This is a genomic window from Brachybacterium phenoliresistens (assembly GCF_000576425.1).
Classification (GTDB): Bacteria; Actinomycetota; Actinomycetes; order Actinomycetales; family Dermabacteraceae; genus Brachybacterium; species Brachybacterium phenoliresistens.
On record NZ_KK069989.1, the window covers coordinates 432814 to 451938 of the forward strand.

General features: G+C 71.9%; 18 protein-coding genes. 3 read left to right on the top strand and 15 right to left on the bottom strand.

All coding sequences use genetic code 11. The features are described from left to right. Position 1 precedes the first annotated feature (1 nt). The 5 genes from BF93_RS05030 to BF93_RS05050 all read right to left on the bottom strand — a co-directional run bounded on the left by BF93_RS05030 (position 2) and on the right by BF93_RS05050 (position 6016). Complete coding sequence (locus BF93_RS05030; protein WP_038370944.1) at positions 2 to 1903, bottom strand: gamma-glutamyltransferase family protein; 1902 nt, start codon at positions 1901 to 1903, stop codon at positions 2 to 4. Then, entirely contained in the window at positions 1900 to 2820 is a 921-nt protein-coding gene (locus BF93_RS05035; RefSeq protein ID WP_038370946.1) for an ABC transporter permease, read from the bottom strand. Before BF93_RS05035 ends, BF93_RS05030 begins: the two co-directional genes overlap by 4 nt. Further along, a complete protein-coding gene (locus tag BF93_RS05040) occupies positions 2817 to 3773 on the bottom strand; it encodes an ABC transporter permease (RefSeq protein WP_038370948.1) in 957 nt (318 codons plus the stop codon). The genes BF93_RS05035 and BF93_RS05040 overlap by 4 nt, the downstream gene beginning before the upstream one ends. Beyond that, positions 3770 to 5392 carry an ABC transporter substrate-binding protein gene (locus BF93_RS05045; RefSeq protein ID WP_038370949.1) on the bottom strand — a complete coding sequence of 541 codons (1623 nt, stop codon included), beginning with the start codon at positions 5390 to 5392 and terminating at the stop codon, positions 3770 to 3772. Before BF93_RS05045 ends, BF93_RS05040 begins: the two co-directional genes overlap by 4 nt. A 189-nt stretch (positions 5393 to 5581) precedes the next feature. Further along, positions 5582 to 6016, bottom strand: coding sequence for a MarR family winged helix-turn-helix transcriptional regulator (locus tag BF93_RS05050; RefSeq protein WP_038370950.1), 435 nt, complete (start codon positions 6014 to 6016; stop codon positions 5582 to 5584). 68 nt (positions 6017 to 6084) lie between these two features. Between BF93_RS05050 and BF93_RS05055 the strand changes: the two genes are divergently transcribed. Further along, positions 6085 to 6453 (top strand): VOC family protein, encoded by a 369-nt coding sequence (locus tag BF93_RS05055; RefSeq protein WP_038370951.1) that lies wholly within the window; start codon positions 6085 to 6087, stop codon positions 6451 to 6453. Positions 6454 to 6546: 93 nt separating this feature from the next. Here BF93_RS05055 and BF93_RS05060 read toward each other — a convergent pair whose 3' ends face one another. Both BF93_RS05060 and BF93_RS05065 read right to left on the bottom strand, forming a co-directional pair. Further along, a complete protein-coding gene (locus tag BF93_RS05060) occupies positions 6547 to 7287 on the bottom strand; it encodes a TSUP family transporter (protein WP_051486535.1) in 741 nt (246 codons plus the stop codon). A 120-nt stretch (positions 7288 to 7407) separates the two neighbouring features. Beyond that, positions 7408 to 7866, bottom strand: a complete 459-nt coding sequence (locus BF93_RS05065) for an Lrp/AsnC family transcriptional regulator (protein WP_038370952.1) — start codon at positions 7864 to 7866, stop codon at positions 7408 to 7410. A gap of 93 nt (positions 7867 to 7959) precedes the next feature. On the opposite strand from BF93_RS05065, the gene BF93_RS05070 reads away from it, so the two are divergent. Beyond that, entirely contained in the window at positions 7960 to 8451 is a 492-nt protein-coding gene (locus BF93_RS05070; protein WP_084148275.1) for a rhodanese-like domain-containing protein, read from the top strand. A 49-nt stretch (positions 8452 to 8500) separates the two neighbouring features. Here the strand turns inward: BF93_RS05070 and BF93_RS18840 are convergent, their stop codons facing one another. Together BF93_RS18840 and BF93_RS05080 are read right to left on the bottom strand one after the other, a co-directional pair. Then, on the bottom strand, positions 8501 to 9772 hold the full coding sequence (locus tag BF93_RS18840) for an HNH endonuclease (protein ID WP_051486536.1): 1272 nt from the start codon (positions 9770 to 9772) through the stop codon (positions 8501 to 8503). A gap of 346 nt (positions 9773 to 10118) precedes the next feature. After that, entirely contained in the window at positions 10119 to 11666 is a 1548-nt protein-coding gene (locus BF93_RS05080) for a UDP-N-acetylglucosamine 1-carboxyvinyltransferase (protein WP_038370953.1), read from the bottom strand. Positions 11667 to 11817: 151 nt separating this feature from the next. Here BF93_RS05080 and BF93_RS05085 point away from each other — a divergent pair, with 151 nt between their 5' ends. Beyond that, a complete protein-coding gene (locus BF93_RS05085) occupies positions 11818 to 12117 on the top strand; it encodes a YrhK family protein (protein ID WP_038370954.1) in 300 nt (99 codons plus the stop codon). Between the two features lie 92 nt (positions 12118 to 12209). On the opposite strand, the gene BF93_RS05090 is transcribed toward BF93_RS05085, so the two are convergent. The 6 genes from BF93_RS05090 to BF93_RS05115 form a co-directional block, all read right to left on the bottom strand. After that, the gene (locus tag BF93_RS05090) at positions 12210 to 13355 is read right to left on the bottom strand and encodes a Gfo/Idh/MocA family protein (RefSeq protein WP_038370955.1); all 1146 of its coding nucleotides are present in this window, start codon (positions 13353 to 13355) and stop codon (positions 12210 to 12212) included. Next, positions 13352 to 14098 carry a ThuA domain-containing protein gene (locus BF93_RS05095; protein ID WP_038370956.1) on the bottom strand — a complete coding sequence of 249 codons (747 nt, stop codon included), beginning with the start codon at positions 14096 to 14098 and terminating at the stop codon, positions 13352 to 13354. Before BF93_RS05095 ends, BF93_RS05090 begins: the two co-directional genes overlap by 4 nt. Next, complete coding sequence (locus BF93_RS05100; protein ID WP_051486537.1) at positions 14095 to 15228, bottom strand: Gfo/Idh/MocA family protein; 1134 nt, start codon at positions 15226 to 15228, stop codon at positions 14095 to 14097. Before BF93_RS05100 ends, BF93_RS05095 begins: the two co-directional genes overlap by 4 nt. A 174-nt stretch (positions 15229 to 15402) precedes the next feature. Beyond that, entirely contained in the window at positions 15403 to 17178 is a 1776-nt protein-coding gene (locus tag BF93_RS05105) for a glycoside hydrolase family 13 protein (RefSeq protein ID WP_156954043.1), read from the bottom strand. Between the two features lie 124 nt (positions 17179 to 17302). Further along, the gene (locus tag BF93_RS05110; protein WP_038370957.1) at positions 17303 to 18166 is read right to left on the bottom strand and encodes a carbohydrate ABC transporter permease; all 864 of its coding nucleotides are present in this window, start codon (positions 18164 to 18166) and stop codon (positions 17303 to 17305) included. After that, positions 18163 to 19107 carry a carbohydrate ABC transporter permease gene (locus BF93_RS05115; protein WP_038370959.1) on the bottom strand — a complete coding sequence of 315 codons (945 nt, stop codon included), beginning with the start codon at positions 19105 to 19107 and terminating at the stop codon, positions 18163 to 18165. Before BF93_RS05115 ends, BF93_RS05110 begins: the two co-directional genes overlap by 4 nt. Positions 19108 to 19125 lie beyond the last annotated feature (18 nt).

Genomic DNA, 19125 nt, shown 5'->3' on the forward strand with positions numbered 1-19125 from the left:
CTCACCTCCCCGCCGCGTAGCCCTGGGCGCCGCGCGGGTTCGCGGCGGCGCGCAGCACGCCGGTGGCCGGGTCGCGCACCACGCAGGAGAGCCGGCCCAGCGCCCAGTCCCCGGCGCGGACCACGCGGTGGCCGCGCCGCTCGAGGCCGGCCAGCAGCTCCTCGCCCAGGCGGTCCTCGACCACGGCCTCGCCGGGCGACCAGGTGCGCGGCCAGAACGAGCCGGGCATCGAGGTGGTGTGCAGGGCGGGGGCATCGATGGCCTGCTGCGGGCTGAGCCCGCCCACGAGCACCCGCAGCAGGAACAGCAGCTGCCACTGGTCCTGCTGGTCGCCGCCGGGGGAGCCGCAGGCGATCACGGGCACGCCGTCCTTCAGCACCAGGGTCGGGGTCAGCGTGGTGCGGGGCCGGGCGCCGGGGCGTAGCACCGAGGGCATCGCCTCGTCCAGCCACATCATCTGCAGCCGCGTGCCCAGGCAGAAGCCCAGCCCCGGCACGGTCGGGGAGGACTGCAGCCAGCCGCCCGAGGGGGTGGCGCTGACGATGTTGCCCCAGCGGTCCACGACGTCGATGTGGCAGGTGTCCCCGCGCACCTCGCCGCTGGGCCGCACGGTCGGCTCCCCGGCGCCGTGGTCCACCACGCCGCCGCTCTCGCGGGCGAACTCGGCCTCGGTGACCAGCGGCGGCAGCGCCGGGGCGGCCCCGTCGAGGGCGCCGGGGCGGAACTCGTGGGAGGCCTCGGGGCCGATCAGCGCGCGGCGCTCGGCCGTGTACTCCTCGGACAGCAGCGTCTCCAGCGGCACCGCGGCGTCGCCGTAGTGGGCGTCGCGGTCCGCGAGCGCGAGCTTCAGCGCCTCGAGGACCAGGTGGGCGCCCTCCTCGGTGGCGGGGTCCAGCTGGGCGTCCTCGAAGCCGTCGAGGATCCGCAGGGCCTGCAGCAGCACGGGGCCCTGCCCCCACGGCCCGGTCTTGGCGATCGTGTACCCGCGGAAGGTCGCGGTGGCGGCCGGCTCGAAGGTCGCCTCGGTGGCGGCGATGTCCTGGGCGGTGATGACGCCGGCGTGGTCGGCGCCGTCGGAGTGGCGGTGCGGGGTGCGCACGAAGGCGTCGATGGCCTGGGCGACGGGCCCCGTGCGCCAGCGCTCCCGGGCCGCCTCGATGCGGGCCCGGCGGGCATCTGCGGCATCGGCCGATCCCGGGGAGCCGGCGGCGCCCTCGGCCGCGGAGCCCGCGGACCCCTCGGCGCCGATGCCCTCCCCGGCGGCGACCAGGTCCCGCAGCACCGCCGCGTACTCGGGGTTGCGCACCAGCTCGCCGGGGGCGGGGGCGGTGCCGCCGGGCATCCACAGGGCCGCGGAGCTGGGCCAGTGCTGCGTGAACATCTCGGCGCAGGAGGCGATCTGGGCGCTGACCCGGGCCAGCACGGGGTGGCCGTCCTCGGCGAGGTCGATCGCGTAGGCGAGGACATCGGCCAGCTCCCAGGTGCCGTGCTCGGCCAGCAGCTTCAGCCAGGCGTCCACGGCGGTGGGCACCGCCGCGGCGAGCGCGCCGGTGCCGGGCACGCGGGTGAGGCCCTCGGCGCGGTAGTGCTCGAGGGTGGCGCCGGCGGGGGCGGCGCCCTGGCCCATCATCACCACGGGGGTCGGGTCCTCGGCGGTGGCGAAGATGCCGGTCATGTCGCCGCCGGGCCCGTTCAGGTGCGGCTCGACCACGTGCAGCACGAAGGCGCCGGCGGTGGCGGCGTCGAAGGCGTTGCCGCCGCGCTCGAGGACGGCCTGCGCGCAGGCGGTGGCGATCCAGTGGGTCGAGGCGGTCATCCCGAAGGTGCCCTCGAGGGTGGGGCGGGTGGTCGGCTCCGGCGGCACGACGAAGGCGGGGGAGGCGGGGGAGGCGGTGCTGGTCATCGGGAGGATCCCTTCGCGGTGGACGGGTCGAAGGCGTCCCGCAGGGCGTCTCCGAAGATGTTGAAGGCCAGGCAGATCAGCATGATCGCCAGACCCGGGAAGACCGCTGCGGAGGGCGCGCGGTAGATGTACTGCTGGGCGTCCGAGAGCATGATCCCGAGGCTGGGCGCGGGCGGCTGGATGCCCAGGCCCAGGAACGACAGCATCGCCTCGCCGATCACGGCGACGGGCATGATCACGGTGGCCTGCACGATGATCGCGCTGATCGTGTTGGGCAGCACGTGCAGGCCCAGGATGCGCACCGGTCCGGCGTCGGTCGCGATCGCGGCCTTGACGAAATCGGCCTCGCGCAGGCGCAGGGTCTCCCCGCGGACGACGCGGATCATGGTGGGGATGTTGGCGATGCCCAGGGCCAGGGCCGCGTTGGTGAGGCTGGCGCCGGTGATCGCGGTCAGGCCCACCGCGAGCACGAGGAACGGGAAGGCGAGGGCCACGTCGGTCAGGCGGGAGACGACGAGGTCCGCGGGCCGCCAGTAGCCGGCCAGCAGCCCCAGCGGGGTGCCGATGACGACCGCGAGGGTCACCGCGAGCACGCCCACGATCATGGAGGCGCGCACGCCGTGCAGCAGGCGGGAGAGCACGTCGCGGCCCAGGTCGTCGGTGCCCAGCGGGTAGCCGATGGTGCGGGGGCGCTGGAAGGGGTGGGCGAAGTCCGTGGCGGCGAAGCCGTGCGGGGCGAGCCACGGGCCGAGCACCGCGGCGAGCAGCACGAGGGCCACGAGCACGGTGCCGACCCGGCCCTGCGGGCTGCTGAGCAGGCGGCGGAGGATGCCGCGGCGGCGCGCGAGGGCGGGCGCCGACGAGCCGGCGCCGTCATCGCTCTCGCGGGCGGGCGGGGGCTGGAGGACGTCGGTCATGAGGCGGCACCGCCTGTCCGGATCTGGGGGTTGATGACGGAGTAGAGCACGTCCACGAGGATGTTGATGAGCACGTACCCGAGGGTGATCACGAGGACCACGGCCTGGATGACGGGGTAGTCGCGGGAGAACACGGCGTCCAGGGTGAGGCGGCCCAGGCCCGGCAGGGCGAAGATCCGCTCGGTGACCACGGCCCCGGAGATGAGCCCGCCCAGCTGCAGGCCCACGATGGTGACCAGCACGATCAGCGAGTTGCGCAGCCCGTAGCGCAGCAGGATCCGGGCCTTGCCGATGCCGGTGGCGCGGGCGGTGCGCACGTAGTCCGTCGCCATCGTCTCGATCATGGAGGCGCGGGTCTGGCGGGTGATCACCGCTGCCAGGCCCGTGCCGAGGATGACCGCGGGCAGGGCCAGGTGGTGCAGCCCCGCGAGCGGGTGCTCGAGGATGTCGACGTAGCCGGAGGCGGGGAACCAGCCGAGCCCCACGGCGAGCACGAGGATCGCCAGCAGGCCCAGCCAGAAGTTCGGCACGGACAGGCCGATCAGGGCGAAGAGGTTCGCGCCGAGCTCCGCGGGGCGGCCGCGGCGCCGCTCCGCGAGGACGCCGAGGGCCAGGCCGATGACCACGGCGACCACGATCGCCAGCCCCGACAGCCACAGGGTCACCGGCAGCGTCGTCGCGATCATCTGCGTGACCGGCTGCCCGGTGCGGGTGGAGGTGCCCAGGTCGCCGGTCGCGACGGACTGCACGAAACGGCCGAACTGGACGATCAGCGGCTCGTCCAGTCCCAGCTCGGCGCGCACGGCGGCGACCTGCTCGGGACTGGCCTCCTCCCCGGCCATGGCGAGGGCCGGGTCGCCGGGCAGGGCCCGCACCCCCAGGAAGATGAGCACCGCCGCGATGAGCAGGGTGGTGGCGGCCTCGGCGAGGCGCACCAGCAGGAAGCGGATCATGAGTCGTCTCCGTCCAGGAAGCCGGCATGGGAGAGGTGGACGACGCCGTCGGCGTACACCGACAGCCCGGCGACGTCCTCGCGGTGGGCGGTGAGGCTGCGCTGGCGGTACAGGTAGACGAAGGCGTCGATCTCCTGCATCCGGGCGACGGCCTCGCCGTAGATCTCGGCGCGCGCGGCCGGGTCGGTGGCCTGCGCGGCCTCCACGAGCAGGGCGTCGATCTCCGGGTCGGACAGGCCCGGGTAGTTGTTGCCGCCGCCGGTGGACCAGAAGGAGTACATGTTCCCGTGGGGGTCCACGCGTCCGGACCAGCCCAGCAGCACGGCCTCGAAGTCGCCGCGGTCCTGGGCGTCCAGCACGGCCGTGTACTCCATCGGCAGGATCTCCAGCGCGAAGCCGGAGTCCTTGACCTGCGCCTGCAGCGCCTGGGCGTAGCGCAGGGAGTCCTGGGTGTTGGTGACGGTGACCCGCACCGGGTAGGGGATGGGGGCGCCGGCCTCCTCGAGCAGGGCCCGCGCGGCCTGCGGGTCGTGCGCGGGAAGGCTGCTGCTGGCCTCGGTCGCGAACGGCGAGTCGGGGGAGATGGGCGAGCCGGCGGCGGTGTACCAGCCGTTGAACACGGTGTTCACCAGCGCCTCGCGGTCCACCGCGAGGGATAGGGCCCGGCGCACCCGGGCGTCGGTGGCCAGCGGCGTGGTCGGCGGCTCCTGTCCCTCGGGGACGTGGCCCATGTTGATCGTGAGGCCCTGGTAGCCCAGGGACCCGACCTGCAGGGTGCGCACCCGGGCGGCGGCCTCGAGGGTCTCGATGTCCTGCGGGGAGATGGTGTCGGCCACGTGGACGTCCCCGGACTGGATGTTGGCGGCCCGGATGTTCGCGTCGGACATGATCCGGTAGGTGATCCGGTCCAGGTGGACGTTCTCGGCGTCGTAGTACAGCGGGTCCGCCTCGACCTCGATGGAGGTCTGGGGGACGCGGCGCACGAAGCGGAACGCGCCCACGCCCACCGGGTGGTTCCCGAAGTCCTCGCCGCGCTCCTCCAGGGCGGTGGGGGACATGATCATGCCGGCGCGGTCGGCCAGCGCCGCGGTGAACGGCGCGAAGGGGCTCTCGAAGGTGACGCGCACGCGCAGCGGCTCCACCGCCTCGACCGCGGTGATGGGTCCCAGCTCGCCGACGCGGGCCGATCCTTCCAGGGTGAGGTGGCGCTCCAGGGTGATCCGCACGGCCTCGGCGTCGAACGGGGTCGCGTCGGAGAAGGTCACGCCCTCGCGCAGGGCGATCTCGACGGTGAGGCCGTCGGCGGAGATCTCCGGGAGCGCGGCGGCGAGCATGGGGACGATCTCGCCCTCGGCGGAGATGTCGTAGAGCTTCTCGCACATCGTCTGCATGACGTAGCGGGTGTACAGGGAGCTCGAGGTGGTGGGGTCGAGCTTGTCCGGCTCGGAGGACAGCGCCATCACCAGGTGACCGCCCTCGCGGAACGGCCGCCCTCCGGGCGTCGCGTCGGTGCGGTCCGGGCGCGGGGGCGGGTCCTCGAGGGGCTGGAGCGGGATGCAGCCGCTCATCAGCGCGGCCGCTCCGGCCGCGCCGAGGGTCAGAGCCGTGCGGCGTCTCACGTGCGTGCCTCCAGGGGGAGATGCTGAGGCCGATGCCGGACATCGGACCTCTCGGGCAGTGAGGCGATGATTGTATACATTCCGCATCGCGTCCATGGCGGTCCCGCATGGCAAGACGACGGGTCGCGGGGAGGTCACGGAGCGCGGCAGGGCGAGTCGCCCCCTGGGCCTCGATCCTCGCGTGCGACCTCAGGGCTCGAGGGCCTCGATGCACCGCCCCAGGGCCTCGTGCAGGGCCGCGGCCTGGCTCTCGTCGAGGTGCTCGACCATGCGCCGCTCGATGCCCAGGGCGACCTCCGCCGCCTGCGCGCGCATGGCCTCGCCCTTCTCGGTGAGCAGGGTTGGCAGGGCCCTCCCACCGGCGTCTCCGCGCGTGCGCTCGACGATCCCGCGCTTCTCGAGGCCGATGAGCAGGGTGCTCATGGTCTGCCGGGTGACGAAGGCGTCGCGGGCCAGCTGCGAGGTCGAGGCCCCGGGATTCCTGCTCAGCAGCTCGAGCGTCGCGTACTGGGCGGTGGTCAGCTCCAGGGGGCGCAGCGCCTCGTCCATCCGGGCGCGGAGCACGGCCTGCGCCTGCTTGAGGCGGTATCCGACGAGCGAGGCGAGGGGAGGAGGTTGCGTCATGTCAGGAGTCTGACATAGTGTCCCATGTCAGGAACCTGACATTCGAATCCCGACATGAGGAGCCCGCCATGAGCGTCATCGGACCCGACTTCATCGCCCTGCAGGTGCGCGACCTGGAGGCCTCGGCCTCGTTCTACGAGGAGGTGCTGGGCCTGCGCCGCGCGGAGGCCTCGCCTCCCGGGGCCGTCGTCTTCGCGACCGCGCCCATCCCCTTCGCCGTCCGCGAGCCCCTGCCGGGGGTCGATCTGGAGGAGACGGACCGGCCCGGTCTGGGCGTCGCCCTCTGGCTGCGGGCCGAGGACGTCGCGGCGGTGCGCGAGGCGCTGGACGCCGCCGGCCGGCCGATCCTGCGGGACCTGGCGCCGAGCCCCTTCGGGCTCACCCTCACCTTCGCCGACCCGGACGGGTACGCGATCACGCTGCACGACCAGGGCTGAGCCGCGCAGGGGGATCCGGGCGGGCGTCCGCCCGGCCGCGCGGAGGGTCGCGGTCCGTCAGAGTGTCGCAGCCCGTCAGAATGTCGTGGCCCGTCAGAGGGTCGCGGCCAGGCCGCGCGCCAGCGCGATGACCGCCCCGGCCAGCGCGATGCCGACCACCACCCGCATGGCCGCGGGGCCGTCGACGCGCCGCGCCAGCGCGTCCCCGGCCAGCAGCCCGGCGCCCAGCGCCAGCAGCAGGGCGATCCAGCCGCTCATCGGCAGGGAGGGCAGGGAGCGCTTCGCGGCCAGGGCCGCGGCCCCCAGCACGACGCCCTGCAGCTGCGCGGTGGCGACGAAATGGTGGTGCTCCCAGCCGGTGGCCCGGGCGTAGACGACCACGCCCGGCCCGCCCACCCCGGCGGTGACGTTCATGAACCCCGAGGCCAGCCCGCCGCCGGCGGCCAGGGCGGGGGAGGAGGGCAGGGTGCGCCCGCGCAGCGCCATCGTCGCGAGCAGGCCGATGATCACCACCGCGCTCACCGCCACCGTGAGCGGACCGCCGGGCAGCAGGCCCACGGCGATCGCCCCGGGGATCGTCCCGACCACGCCCATCGGCACCAGCACGGCCGCCCGCGGCCAGTCCACGTCCCGCCACAGCTGGACCAGCACGAGGAGGCTCGCCAGCAGGCCGGCCGCGTTGATGACGAGGACCCCTTCGAAGGGGCCCAGCACGAGCACCAGGAACGGCGAGGCCAGCAGGGCGAAGCCCATGCCGGTGGCCCGTTGCGCGAGTGCGCCCACGAAGACGGAGGCGGCCATGCCCAGCAGGACGAGCAGGCTCGGCTCGGGCACGACGGGGCTCCTCGGGGTGCGATGGCGGGGTGTGATGGCGGGGTGGGACGGCAGGGTGCGACGGCGGGTGCGGCCGCGGAGTGCGACGGCCGGGATCGATGCCGGGAGGGCGGCGGCGCGTCAGGCGGGGTCGAGCGCGCGTCCGTCCAGAGGACTCGAGTAGACCACGCTCGTGGTGATGCTGCCCAGCGCGGCCAGGCGCCCGGTGATCCGCTCGAGGTCGAGCATCCCGCGGGCGTGGACCTTGAACAGGAAGCAGTCGTCGCCGGTCACGTGGTGGGCCTCGACCACCTCGGGCGTGGAGTCCAGCACCCGGTGCAGCGGGTCGTAGTTCCCGGTCGGGTAGGCCAGGCGCACGAAGGCGGTGATGGAGTAGCCGAGCGCCGCGGGGGAGAGCGTGGCGACGTACCCGGTGATGACCCCGGCCTCCGTGAGGCGCCGCAGGCGCTCGCCGGTGGCGCTGGGGGACATCGACACCAGGCGGCCCAGCTCGGCGATGCTCAGGCGCCCGTCGCGCTGCAGGGCCGCGATGAGGGCGCGATCGGTCCCGTCGAGGTCCAGCCGTGCATCCGATGCCATGACACCCACGATACCGGCGCATCGACGGCCATCCGCCCCCAACGCCGCGCGGAGGGCATTCCCGCGGGAACGGATCGACGGTGCACTGGAGCCATGACCGCAGACACCGCCCCGACCTGTCCCGACGTCTCCGCCGAGCCCGATGCCCCCGGGGTCGACATCTCCGAGCGCGCCCGCAGCGCGGCCGCGCACTTCGCCGCGAAGCTCGAGCACGAGACGGACCCCTCCGACCTCGCCGCCGCACGGGCCTCGGCGACCCCGCCGATCATCGTCGACACCCGCGCGCAGGCCGCCTGGGACCAGGGACACATCCCCGGCGCCCTGCACATCCCCGGCCCCGAGCTCGCCTCCCGGGCACAGCATGAGCTGCCGGATCGCGACGCCCCCGTCGTCGTCTACTGCTGGGGGCCGGGCTGCAACGGCTCCACCCGCGCGGCGCTGACGCTGTCCCGCCTCGGGTACACCGGGGTGCGCGAGCTCATCGGCGGCTTCGAGTACTGGGCGCGCGAGGGGCTCGCGATCCGCACGGCGCAGGGCCGCACCCGGCACCCGGTCGACCCGCTCACCGCGCCCATCGGCCTGTAGAGCGCAGAACCCTCGTCCTCCGCCTCAGTGTGCATGCCGTAGGCGAGCGTCACCATTCGTCAGGATCTTCGGTATCGATGTAGCGGCTCACGTACCCGTCTCCGGTCACGGTGATGGTGACGGACTCTTCCGCATTCGTGGGCTTGATCTCCAGTTGATACGTGACGTCTTGGGGGCGTGAAGCGTTCTCCGAAACGAAATGAATCCCGAGAAGCAAGCCCTCCGTGTATTCGTCACTGTCGTCCGCCGGATCGTACAGGACAGTATCCCCAAGTCGGAGCGGGGTTAGGTCCCCAGGGTCGGTGACGATCCACCGGTATCGGTCCTCGTCTTGGGAGTCATCTTCCTCGTAAGTCTGGTTCTCGGTCGTCTTGACCGGCACTGCGATCTTGACTGGCCGGCTAGGTGGCACGTGGGGTGCGCCTGGGGCGCGGACCAGGTCCTCCCCCTCGAGCAGGAGCAGCTTGGCGTCGAACGCTGCATGGTGGTTGGCGCAGAGGACCCGCACGTTGCTGGTGCTCGCTGCCCCACCCTGGCTGTCGGGAATGATGTGGGCCGCTTCGAGGACCTGGGGAACATCGAGTCCGCAGTACATGCATCGGGCGCCATACCTCTGTAGTGCGGCCTCGCGGAGCGGTGCCTGATGGAGGCGCTGCCTAGTGACGCGCTGGATATAGCGACGCTCAAACTCGATCTCCTCGTCGCCCGAAGGCTCTGATTCTGCTCCAGAGGTTGTTCCCGGGAAGCCTAGAAGGGCCCCCAGGTATGGGTTGTGCCAATCGGAACGACGGGTTCCTTGACGCTGATTCCACGTCGCGCTTAGGACTTCTAGAAAATCGCGGTTGCTAAGGGCGGCAAAGAGGTCTCCGAGTGTCTCCCCGTGCACGCCGATGTCTCCATTGTCGGCAGTGCTCTGCCGAAGTTCATCCAATGCCGGCAGGTCTCGGTCGAGCCCTTTTGGAATTCGGGCGCCCCACGAGGTCACGAGGCCTGAGGAAGACTCGAACCAGACATAGAACAGCTCGATGTTTGCGCCACTCACTGTCGCAAACCGCTGCTCGTCAGTGGCTCCGGCCCAGCTCGGCATCGCCGACACGGACCAGCGGTCGGTTTTGTCGAGTCCGACGGCGCACATGTATGAGCGCAGCATGGCCAGCGCCGTGGGAGCGTCTGGCATCGACAGGGCGTAGGTGAATGACGCGAGCGACCTCGTCCCACCCCGCCGTCCACGCCGAAATTGCCAAGCGGGGCGCTCGATGTCGAGGTCGGCGATCAGGTCGCGTTCCCTGGCGATCTGGGTGTCCGGATCCAACAGCTTCATGATGTCTGCACCTCTTCTTTAGTGGCTAGCGGGTCGCTGGATGCCAGTCGAGGCAGCTTGCGCCTTGGCGAGCTCGATCGTCGGTACCGAGACTGAGATTACCTTCCGGACTGCGGAATCCATCGTCGGTGGAGCGGAGAATGTCGAGCTCTCCAAACCGCCGATAAGGCGGACTCTTGGGCCTTGGTGGAGAAAGTGTGCTTGCGTGGGACAGCGCTCGTGACGGCCGTGCTCCTCGTGCTCGGCATCCGGGGCCGCCCGCGCGGCGAATGCGACGGCCCAGGAGCCGTCCGGCAGCGAAGCTGCACGGGGCCTCCCGGGCCGTCGATCTTGCGGACGACCGCGATCAGATGTCGCGGAACGTCTCGATCTTCGCGCCCAGGGCGTTCAGGCGCTCGGCGAGATCCTCGTAGCCGCGGTTGATGACATACACGCTGCGCAGCACCGAGGTGCCCTTCGCGGCGAGCATCGCCAGCAGGATCACGACGGCCGGGCGCAGCGCCGGCGGGCAGACGATCTCCGTGCCGGACCAGCGGGTGGGGCCCTCGATGAGCACCCGGTGCGGGTCCATGAGCTTCACGCGGGCGCCGAGCTTGGTGAGCTCGGTGAGGTAGATGGCGCGGTTCTCGTACACCCAGTCGTGCAGCAGGGTCTGGCCCTCGGCGGTCGCGGCGATCACCGCGAAGAACGGCAGGTTGTCGATGTTCAGGCCCGGGAACGGCATCGGGTGGATCTTGTCGATCGGCGCCTTGAGATCCGAGGGGTGGGTGGTGATGTCCACCAGGCGGGTCTCGCCGTTGTCGGCGACGTACTCCGCCGAGCGCTCGTAGCGGAAGCCCATCTCCTCGAGGATCGCCAGCTCGATCTCCAGGAACTCGATCGGCACGCGGCGCACCGTGATGCTCGAGCGGGTGACGATGGCGGCGGTGATCAGGCTCATCGCCTCGATCGGGTCCTCGCTGGGGGAGTACTCGACGTCGGTGCGGATCTCGGCGCGGCCGTGGACGCGCAGGGTCGTGGTGCCGATGCCCTCGATCCGCACGCCCAGCCTCTCGAGGAAGAAGCACAGGTCCTGGACCATGTAGTTGGGGCTGGCGTTGCGGATGACCGTCTCGCCCTCGTAGCGGGCGGCCGCCAGCAGCGCGTTCTCGGTGACGGTGTCCCCGCGCTCGGTGAGGACGATGGGGCGGCTCGGGCGGGTGCCCTGCGCGGCCGATGCCTGGTAGTGGCCCTCGGTCGCCACGACGGTCAGGCCGAAGGGGCGCAGCGCCGTCATGTGGGGTTCGACGGTGCGGGTGCCCAGGTCGCAGCCGCCGGCGTAGGGCAGCTGGAAGGACTCCTCGCGGTGCATGAGCGGGCCCAGGAACATGATGATGGAGCGGGTGCGGCGCGCCGCGGCGGCGTCCATCGCGTCCAGGTCCAGCTGCTCGGGCACCCGGATCTCGAGGTCGCCCTGGTCGTTCAGCCAGCGGGCCTTCACGCCGATGGAGACGAGCACCTCGAGCAGGCGGTTGACCTCCTCGATGCGGGCCACCTTGCGCAGCACCGTGGTGCCGACGTTCAGCAGGGAGGCGCACAGCAGGGCGACGCCCGCGTTCTTGGAGCTCTTCACATCGATGCTGCCGTGCAGCTCGCGCTGGCCGTGCACGCGCAGGTGGCTGGGGCCGGGGGTGCCGAGCCCCACCAGCTCGGAGTCCAGGGCGGAGCCGATGCGGGAGATCATGTCGAGGGTCAGGTTCTGCTGGCCTTTCTCGATGCGGTTGATCGCGCTCTGGCTGGTGCCCAGCTGGGTCGCGAGCTGCGCCTGGGTGAGCTGGGCGCCCTGGCGGGCGTCGCGGATCATGGAACCGATCTTGGCGAGGTAGGTGGGGTCCTCGGTCTCGACTGTCGTCATGACCGCGATGCTATCTCACATATGAGATAGGCGGGTGTGATCTTGGAGGCGCCCGGCGATCGCGTGCCATCGGGCACCATGGCGCAGAGGCACGATCCCGGACGCAGGCCCGCGGGCGTGCCCCGCACCAACCGCACACGGAGAGGACGACATGGCCGACAGCACCGACAGCACCTCGGATCCGGCGATCGAGCTGCGCCTGGGAGACCGGGAGCTCGAGATCTCGGACCGCTACGAGACGGCCAGCATCGCCAACGACGTGCTCATCGGCCTGTGGTTCATCGTCGGCTCGGTGCTCTTCTTCTCCGAGCAGCTGGCGACGGCCGGGACATGGCTGTTCCTGATCGGCAGCGTGCAGATGACCATCCGCCCCGCGATCCGTCTCGCCCGGCGGGTGCACCTGCGGCGGCTGTCGGGCGAGCGGACCACGGCCCACCCCATGGACTTCTGAGGCTCGCGGCCCCGAGAGGGGCCGGGCCCCGGCGACCCGCGGGGCGTCGCCGGGGCCCGAGCAGCCTCAGGGGCCTCAGGGGCCCAGGGACCTCAGGGGATGATCACCTCCTCCACCTGGCCCGATGCCGCGGAGCGGGCCGCCGCCTCCATGAGCGCGATGCTGCCGAGGTTGGCGGCCCCGGCGGTCTCCGGGACGGTGCCGTTCTCGATCGCGTCGCGGAAGATCGCCAGGTTCTCGGAGCGGTCGTACAGCTCCTGCCGCGGCAGCTCGATCACCTCGAGCCCATCGGCCGGGGCCTCCTGGACGGTGCCGGTGCGGGCAGGACCGCCGGCCCCCGGGGCCCCGGCGTCGCCGGCCCCGGCACCCGGCGCCTGCGCGCGGGAGTCCTCGAGGACGGGACGGCGCACGGTGACGATGTCCGCGGCGGCCGGATCCTCGGCGGTGCCCTCGCGGCTGGTGAAGTACAGCTCGCCCTTCTCCCCGGCGATGTGCCACTCGCCCGCCCACGGCGTCGGCTCGCCGCGGCTGAGCCAGCTGCCGCGATAGCTGACCACCAGGCCATCGGCCATCTCGATGGTGATGACGGCCGATGCCTCCTCGAGGTACTTGCTGAAGGAGGGGTCCTTGACCTTGGCGTACACCCGCGCGGCCTCCTGGCCGGTGACCTTGCGCAGCAGGTCGAAGTGGTGGATGGCCATGTCGTTGATCAGCGGGTGCGGGAAGCGGTAGTGCGGGTGGTCCTCGAAGGGGAGGTCGTTGTCCCAGCGCCGGAAGTCGATGCTGATCGCGGCGAGCTCGCCGAGCACGCCCTCCGCCAGCAGCCGCTGGGCGGCCCGCGGCGCCGGATAGGTGCGGTAGTTCTGGCTGACCTGGATGACCAGCCCGAGCTCCTCCGCACGGCGCACGGCGGTGACCGCCTCCGCGGCCGTGTTCGCGAACGGCTTCTCGACCAGCACGTGCTTGCCGGCCTCGAGGGCCTCCAGCGCCAGCGGCACATGCGTGACCGCCGGCGCCGTGATGACCACGGCATCGGCCTCGACCGCGGCGAGGGCCTCGGTGAGGGAGGCGAAGGCCTGCCCGTCCTCCAGGCCCAGCTCCTCCTGGACGCGGCGCAGGGTGCTCTCGCTCGGGTCGGCGATCGCGGCGACCTCGACGCCGGGCACCGGCGGGATGGCGTTGCGCGCCCAGTCCCCGCCCCAGCCGCCGAGGCCGACGTGGATGATCCGGATGCTCACGGGGCGCCTCCCGTGGTGAGCCAGTCCCGGCGGGCGGGGTTGCTCACGGCGGGCGTGGCGCGCTCGCCGGAGGGCGCGGCCCACTCCACGGCGTTGGCCAGCACGCGCCGCACCTGCGGGTGGAAGTACACGGGGTACTCCTGGTCGCCCGGGCTGAAGTAGAAGATCCGGCCGCGGCCACGGGTGAAGGTGACGCCGGAGCGGAACACCTCCCCGCCCTCGAAGGAGCTGATGAACACCTGGTCGTCGGGGTTGGGGATGTCGAAGTGCTCCCCGTACATCTCCTGCTTCTCCACCACGAAGGGCTGGTCCACGCCGCGGGCGATGGGGTGCCCGGGGGCGCTGGTCCACACGATCTCGCGCTCGCCGTCGTTGCGCCAGGACAGCGAGCAGGTCGTGCCCATCAGGCGGATGAAGATCTTCGAGAAGTGCCCGGAATGCAGCACGATCAGGCCCATGCCGCCCTGGACGTGGCGCTGGACCCGCTCGACGACGGCGTCGTCGACCTGGTCGTGGGCGATGTGGCCCCACCACAGCAGCACGTCGGTCGCGGCGAGGGTCTCCTCGTCCAGGCCGTGCTCGGGATCGGCGAGGGTGGCGGTGGAGATCTCCGCCTGCTCGCCCAGCAGCTCGCCGAGGCCCTGCGCGATGGCGCCGTGGATCCCGTCGGGGTAGATCGCGCGGATCTCCTCCTGGGTGGTCTCGTGGACGTTCTCGTTCCAAACGAGGACTCGGATGCTCATGCCTCCTCCCCGATGATCTCGAGGTCCTCGCCGAGCGCGATCTCGCGGCCGGCGGCCGCGGAGGCGTAGGCCGCATCGACGATGCGGGCGCGGCGCAGGCCCACGGTCCCGTCGTGCTCGGACCAGGACTGCGGATCGCGCACGTGCTCGAGGAACCGCTCGACGACGGCCCCGTGGCCGCGGCCGGCGGGCGCCTCGATCACGGTGTCCTGCGCGGTCTCCCCGTCGCCGGTGTAGAGCGTCAGCTCGCCGGAGGGGGCGTAGTCCACGACGTTGAGGTCGGCGCCGCCGTCGGTGCCGTACAGGGTGATGCCGAACTGGTCGGGGGTGGAGCGGTGGGTGGCCCAGCTGGTCTCCAGCACGATCGAGCCGCCGCCCTCCAGGCGCAGCAGCACGGTGGCGAGGTCCTCGACCTCGTAGGCGGAGCTGGTGCCGCTCTTGGTGCCGGTGGAGCCGCCCAGGCCCCGCGGGCCCAGCTCCGCGTGGGTCACGGCGGAGACGGCGGTGACGCGCGGCTCGCCCATGATGTGCAGCGTCCAGTCGAGCACGTGCACGCCGAGGTCCACCAGCGGCCCGCCGCCGGAGGCCTGCGCGTTGGTGAACCAGCTGCCCAGCGCGGGGATGCCGGCGCGGCGCAGCCACATGGCCCGCGCGTGGTACGGGCGGCCGATCGTGCCGTCCTCGACGGCGGAGCGGATCGCCTCGATGTCGCCGCGGCGACGGTGGTTGAAGACGACCTCGAGGATGCGGCCGGCCTCGCGGGCGGCGTCGACCATGGTCTGGCCCTCGGCGCCGGTGCGGGCGATGGGCTTCTCCGAGAGCACGTGGGCGCCGGCCTTGAGGGCGCCGATCGCGATCGGCGCGTGCAGGAAGGTGGGCACGGCGACGCTGACGACGTCGAGGTCGCCGCGCGCGATCATCGCCTCCCAGTCGGCGTAGGTGTCGGCGATGCCGTACTGCTCGGCGAGCTCGGCGCGGACGTCCTCCTCCTTGCCGGCGATGGCGACGAGCTCCACGCCCGGCGCCTCGTGGTAGGCGGCCATGTGCTGCTGTCCGGCCCAGCCGATGCCGACGACGCCGGCGCGGATGGGACGGCCCTCGGGGACGGGGGCGGTGGATGCGGTGGTCATGCGGACTGATCTCTCCTCAGGGTGGGGGCGAAGCGGTGGGGCGGGGGTCGGACGGTCGGGTCGGACGGTCGGACGGTCGGGGCGGTCGGGGCGGTCGGACGGTCGGGGCGGTCGCCGGCTCCGGCGACGGGGCTCATCGGCCCGCGGGGGCGGGGCCGAGGACTCCAGGATCTCTCAGCGGCGCAGCCAGGCGGTGGTGGCGCCGGGCAGCAGCGGGGCGCCGTCCGGGCCGTCCTCGAGCGGGGCGCTGCTGAGCAGCACCTCGCCCGCGGGCAGGGGGACGGGGGCGTCGCCGAAGTTGGTGATGCTGGTCCAGCCGCCGGGGCGGACCAGGGCCAGGACGTCGCCGGTGCTGTGCTCCTCGTCCCAGGTGAGCTCCTCGGCGCCCTGCAGCGTGCGCCGCAGGCGCAGCGCCTCGCGGTACAGCGTGAGGGTGGAGGCGGGGTCGCCGTCCTCGGCCTCGACGGAGACGTCCGCGAACCAGGCCGGCTGCGGCAGGTGCGCGCCGTCGGTCCCGAAGCCGAAGGAGGAGCCCTCGCGGGTCCACGGCAGCGGCACGCGGGTGCCGTCGCGGCCCAGGCCGTCGAAGGAGCGGTCCTCGGCGGTGGTGCGCCAGAACGCGGGGTCCTGACGCTGCTCGTCGGGGATCTCGGCGACCTCGTGCAGGCCCAGCTCCTCGCCCTGGTAGAGGTAGGCGCTGCCGGGCAGGGCCAGCTCGAACAGGGTGGCGGCGCGGGCGCGGCGCAGCCCCAGCTCGCGGTCGATGCCCTCCTCGGGGCCGCCGGCGATGATCCATTCCGCCCCCTGCTTGACCTCGCGCCCCTGCAGCGGGGGCAGGCCGTAGCGGGTGGCGTGGCGGACCACGTCGTGGTTGGAGAGCACCCAGGTGCTGGAGGAGCCGGTCGTGGCGGACTGGCGCAGGTTGTCGGTGACGATGCGGCGGAAGGCGTCGGCCTCGAAGTCCGCGGTGAGCAGGTCGAAGTTGAACGCCTGGCCCAGCCCGCGGGGGCTGGCGTACTTCGCGCGTCGCTCGGGGGAGGAGACCCAGGCCTCGGCCACGGCGGTGCGCGGCGGCGTGTACTCCTCGAAGACCCGGCGCCACTCGGCGTAGATCTCGTGGACCTCGTCGCGGTCCACCAGCGGGTGGGTGCCGTCCTGGGGCATCTCGGCGAGCTCCGCGGAGCTGGGCAGATCCTCGGCCAGGTGCTTGGCCAGGCACTGGGCGACGTCGACGCGGAAGCCGTCGACCCCGCGGTCGGACCAGAAGCGCAGCGTGGTCAGGAAGTCCTCGCGCACCTCGGGGTGGTCCCAGTTGAAGTCGGGCTGCTCGCGGGCGAAGGTGTGCAGGTACCACTGGCCGTCCTCGACCCGCGTCCAGGCGGGGCCGCCGAAGGCGCTGGTCCAGTCCGCCGGGGGCAGCTCGCCGTGCTCGCCGAGCCCGTCGCGGAAGATGTAGCGCTCCCGCTCGGGGGAGCCGGGACCGGCGGCCAGGGCCTCGCGGAACCAGGCGTGCCGGTTCGAGGAATGGTTGGGCACGATGTCCACGATCAGGCGGATCCCGGCCTCGTGCAGCGCCCGGGACATCTCGTCGAACTCCTCGAGCGTGCCGATGCGCGGGTCCACGTCGCGGTAGTCGTCCACGTCGTACCCGCCGTCGGCCAGGGCCGAGGGGTAGAAGGGGCTCAGCCACACGGCGTCCACGCCGAGCCGGCGCAGGTAGGGGATGCGGGAGATGATCCCGCGCAGGTCGCCGATCCCGTCGCCGCTGCCGTCGGCGAAAGACCGCGGGTAGATCTGGTAGACCACGGCCTGGCGCCACCAGGTGGGATCGGCGGTGAGCTCGACGGCATCCGAGCCGGCGGCGGCCGGGCCGGTGGCGGCGGTGCTGCCGGGCGCGGTGGCGGCGGTGGTCTCGGCGGGGGCGGGCGACGACGGCGTGGGCGTGCTCAAGCGAGGACTCCTCGATACGGGGCGGGCGGTTCGGGGCTTCGGGGGAGGGCGCCGCGCCGGGGCGGGGCGGCCGGGACCGGGGACGGCAGGGCCGGGCCGATGCGGGCCCGGCCCTGCCGGAGGGTCACTTCACAGCGCCCTGGGTGAGGCCGGAGATGACCCACTTCTGGGCCAGGAGGTAGGCCACGATGGCCGGCGCCATCGCCATCAGGTAGCTGGCGAAGGACACGTTGTAGTTGTTGCTGAACTGGTCCTGGAACATCGACTGGAGCACCGGGACCGTCTGCAGGCGGGGATCGGAGATGATCAGGCTGGGCATCATGAAGTCGTTCCACGACTGCAGGAAGGCGAAGATGCCGACGGTCGCGGACATCGGCCCGAGCAGCGGGAAGATCAGCCGCCAGAACACCTGCCAGGTCGATGCGCCGTCGATGCGCATGGACTCCTCCAGCGAGATCGGGATGGACCGGAGGAACGCGGTGAAGAGCATCGTGTTGAACGCGAGGGCGAACACGATGTGAAGGGCGGCGACCCCGACGGGATTGTCGAGCCCCAGCATGCCGGTCATCTGCACCTGCGGCAGCGCCACCACGGGGAACGGGATGAACATCGCGGCGAGCAGGTAGAAGAAGGACCAGCGGAACAGGCGTCGGTGCCAGTTGCGGACGATCGCATAGGCCGCGAGCGAGGAGATGACGATCTCGCCGACCACCGCGATGGCGGTGATGAAGATGCTGACCGAGAGGGCGCGCGGGAGGTCGGTGAGGCTCCAGGCCTCGGCGAAGGCGTCCCCGGAGAGCGGCGCCGGCAGGGTGAACGCCCGGCCGTCGACGGCCTGGGCCGTCGTCTTGAGCGACATGTTGATCGTGACGAACAGCGGGATCGCGACGGTGATGGCGCAGACCAGGAGGATGATCGTGGCCGGGACGTTGTAGCGGACCTTGGCCCGCATCCGGCGCGGCGCCGTGGAGGTGGAGGCGGTGCTCATGATCCGAAGCTCGCTTTCCCGCGGGTGAGGCGCAGTTGGAAGATCGCGATGATGATGCTGATGACGAAGAAGACGGCGGCGTTGGCCATCTGGTATCCGAAGTCGCCGCCCTCGAACCCGCGGATGATCGACATGGCGACCGTGCGGGTGGCGACGCCGGGGCCGCCGTCGGTCAGGCCGACGACGATGTCGTAGGCGTTGAGGTAGCCCTTGAAGCCGAGGATCGTGTTGATGACGACGTACCCGGAGACCAGGGGCAGGGTGATGTGCCAGAGCTTGCTCGCCGGGGAGGCGCCGTCGATCGAGGCGGCCTCGTAGACCTCCTCGGGGACGGTGACGAGGCCTGCGATGTAGATGAGCAGCGCGGGCGGGATGGTCGACCAGGCGTGGACGATCACCAGGGCGATCCAGGCCAGGTTCTCGTTGGCGAGGATCGACTGCGACAGCGCATCGATGCCGAGGGTCTGGGCGATCGCCGGCACGGTGTTCGAGAACAGGAACTTGAACACGTAGGCGATGATGATGCCGGAGATCACCATCGGCAGGACGAACACGGTGCGCAGCGTGCGCTGGAAGCGGATCCGCGCCGTGAGCCCGAGGGCCAGGAAGAACGCGATGGCGTTGGTGATGATCACCGTCACCAGGGCGAAGCCGAGGGTGAACAGGTAGGCCCCGACGATGCCCTCGTCGCGGAAGACGGCGATGTAGTTGCGGATCCCGGTGAACTCCCAGTCCCCGAAGCCGATCGAGTTCGTGAACGAGTACCCGAAGCCCACGATGGCCGGGACGGTGATCGCGAGGGTGAACGCCAGGAGGGCGGGGAACAGGAAGAAGTAGTAGATCGGGTCGATCTTGGGGGAGTTGGGGGATTCCTTGGGCGGAGGCGCGGAGCTGCGCTGAGGCGTGCTCGCGCGCGGAGGCGTCGATGTCGTCTCTGACATGGGTGTTCCTTGTCCGGT

Bases quoted from the DNA above. Each gene is read 5' to 3' on its own strand.
- BF93_RS05030 (WP_038370944.1), bottom strand. From the start codon at position 1,903: ATGACCAGCACCGCCTCCCCCGCCTCCCCCGCCTTCGTCGTGCCGCCG.
- BF93_RS05035 (WP_038370946.1), bottom strand. From the start codon at position 2,820: ATGACCGACGTCCTCCAGCCCCCGCCCGCCCGCGAGAGCGATGACGGC.
- BF93_RS05040 (WP_038370948.1), bottom strand. From the start codon at position 3,773: ATGATCCGCTTCCTGCTGGTGCGCCTCGCCGAGGCCGCCACCACCCTG.
- BF93_RS05050 (WP_038370950.1), bottom strand. From the start codon at position 6,016: ATGACGCAACCTCCTCCCCTCGCCTCGCTCGTCGGATACCGCCTCAAG.
- BF93_RS05055 (WP_038370951.1), top strand. From the start codon at position 6,085: ATGAGCGTCATCGGACCCGACTTCATCGCCCTGCAGGTGCGCGACCTG.
- BF93_RS05065 (WP_038370952.1), bottom strand. From the start codon at position 7,866: ATGGCATCGGATGCACGGCTGGACCTCGACGGGACCGATCGCGCCCTC.
- BF93_RS05070 (WP_084148275.1), top strand. From the start codon at position 7,960: ATGACCGCAGACACCGCCCCGACCTGTCCCGACGTCTCCGCCGAGCCC.
- BF93_RS18840 (WP_051486536.1), bottom strand. From the start codon at position 9,772: ATGAAGCTGTTGGATCCGGACACCCAGATCGCCAGGGAACGCGACCTG.
- BF93_RS05080 (WP_038370953.1), bottom strand. From the start codon at position 11,666: ATGACGACAGTCGAGACCGAGGACCCCACCTACCTCGCCAAGATCGGT.
- BF93_RS05085 (WP_038370954.1), top strand. From the start codon at position 11,818: ATGGCCGACAGCACCGACAGCACCTCGGATCCGGCGATCGAGCTGCGC.
- BF93_RS05095 (WP_038370956.1), bottom strand. From the start codon at position 14,098: ATGAGCATCCGAGTCCTCGTTTGGAACGAGAACGTCCACGAGACCACC.
- BF93_RS05100 (WP_051486537.1), bottom strand. From the start codon at position 15,228: ATGACCACCGCATCCACCGCCCCCGTCCCCGAGGGCCGTCCCATCCGC.
- BF93_RS05110 (WP_038370957.1), bottom strand. From the start codon at position 18,166: ATGAGCACCGCCTCCACCTCCACGGCGCCGCGCCGGATGCGGGCCAAG.
- BF93_RS05115 (WP_038370959.1), bottom strand. From the start codon at position 19,107: ATGTCAGAGACGACATCGACGCCTCCGCGCGCGAGCACGCCTCAGCGC.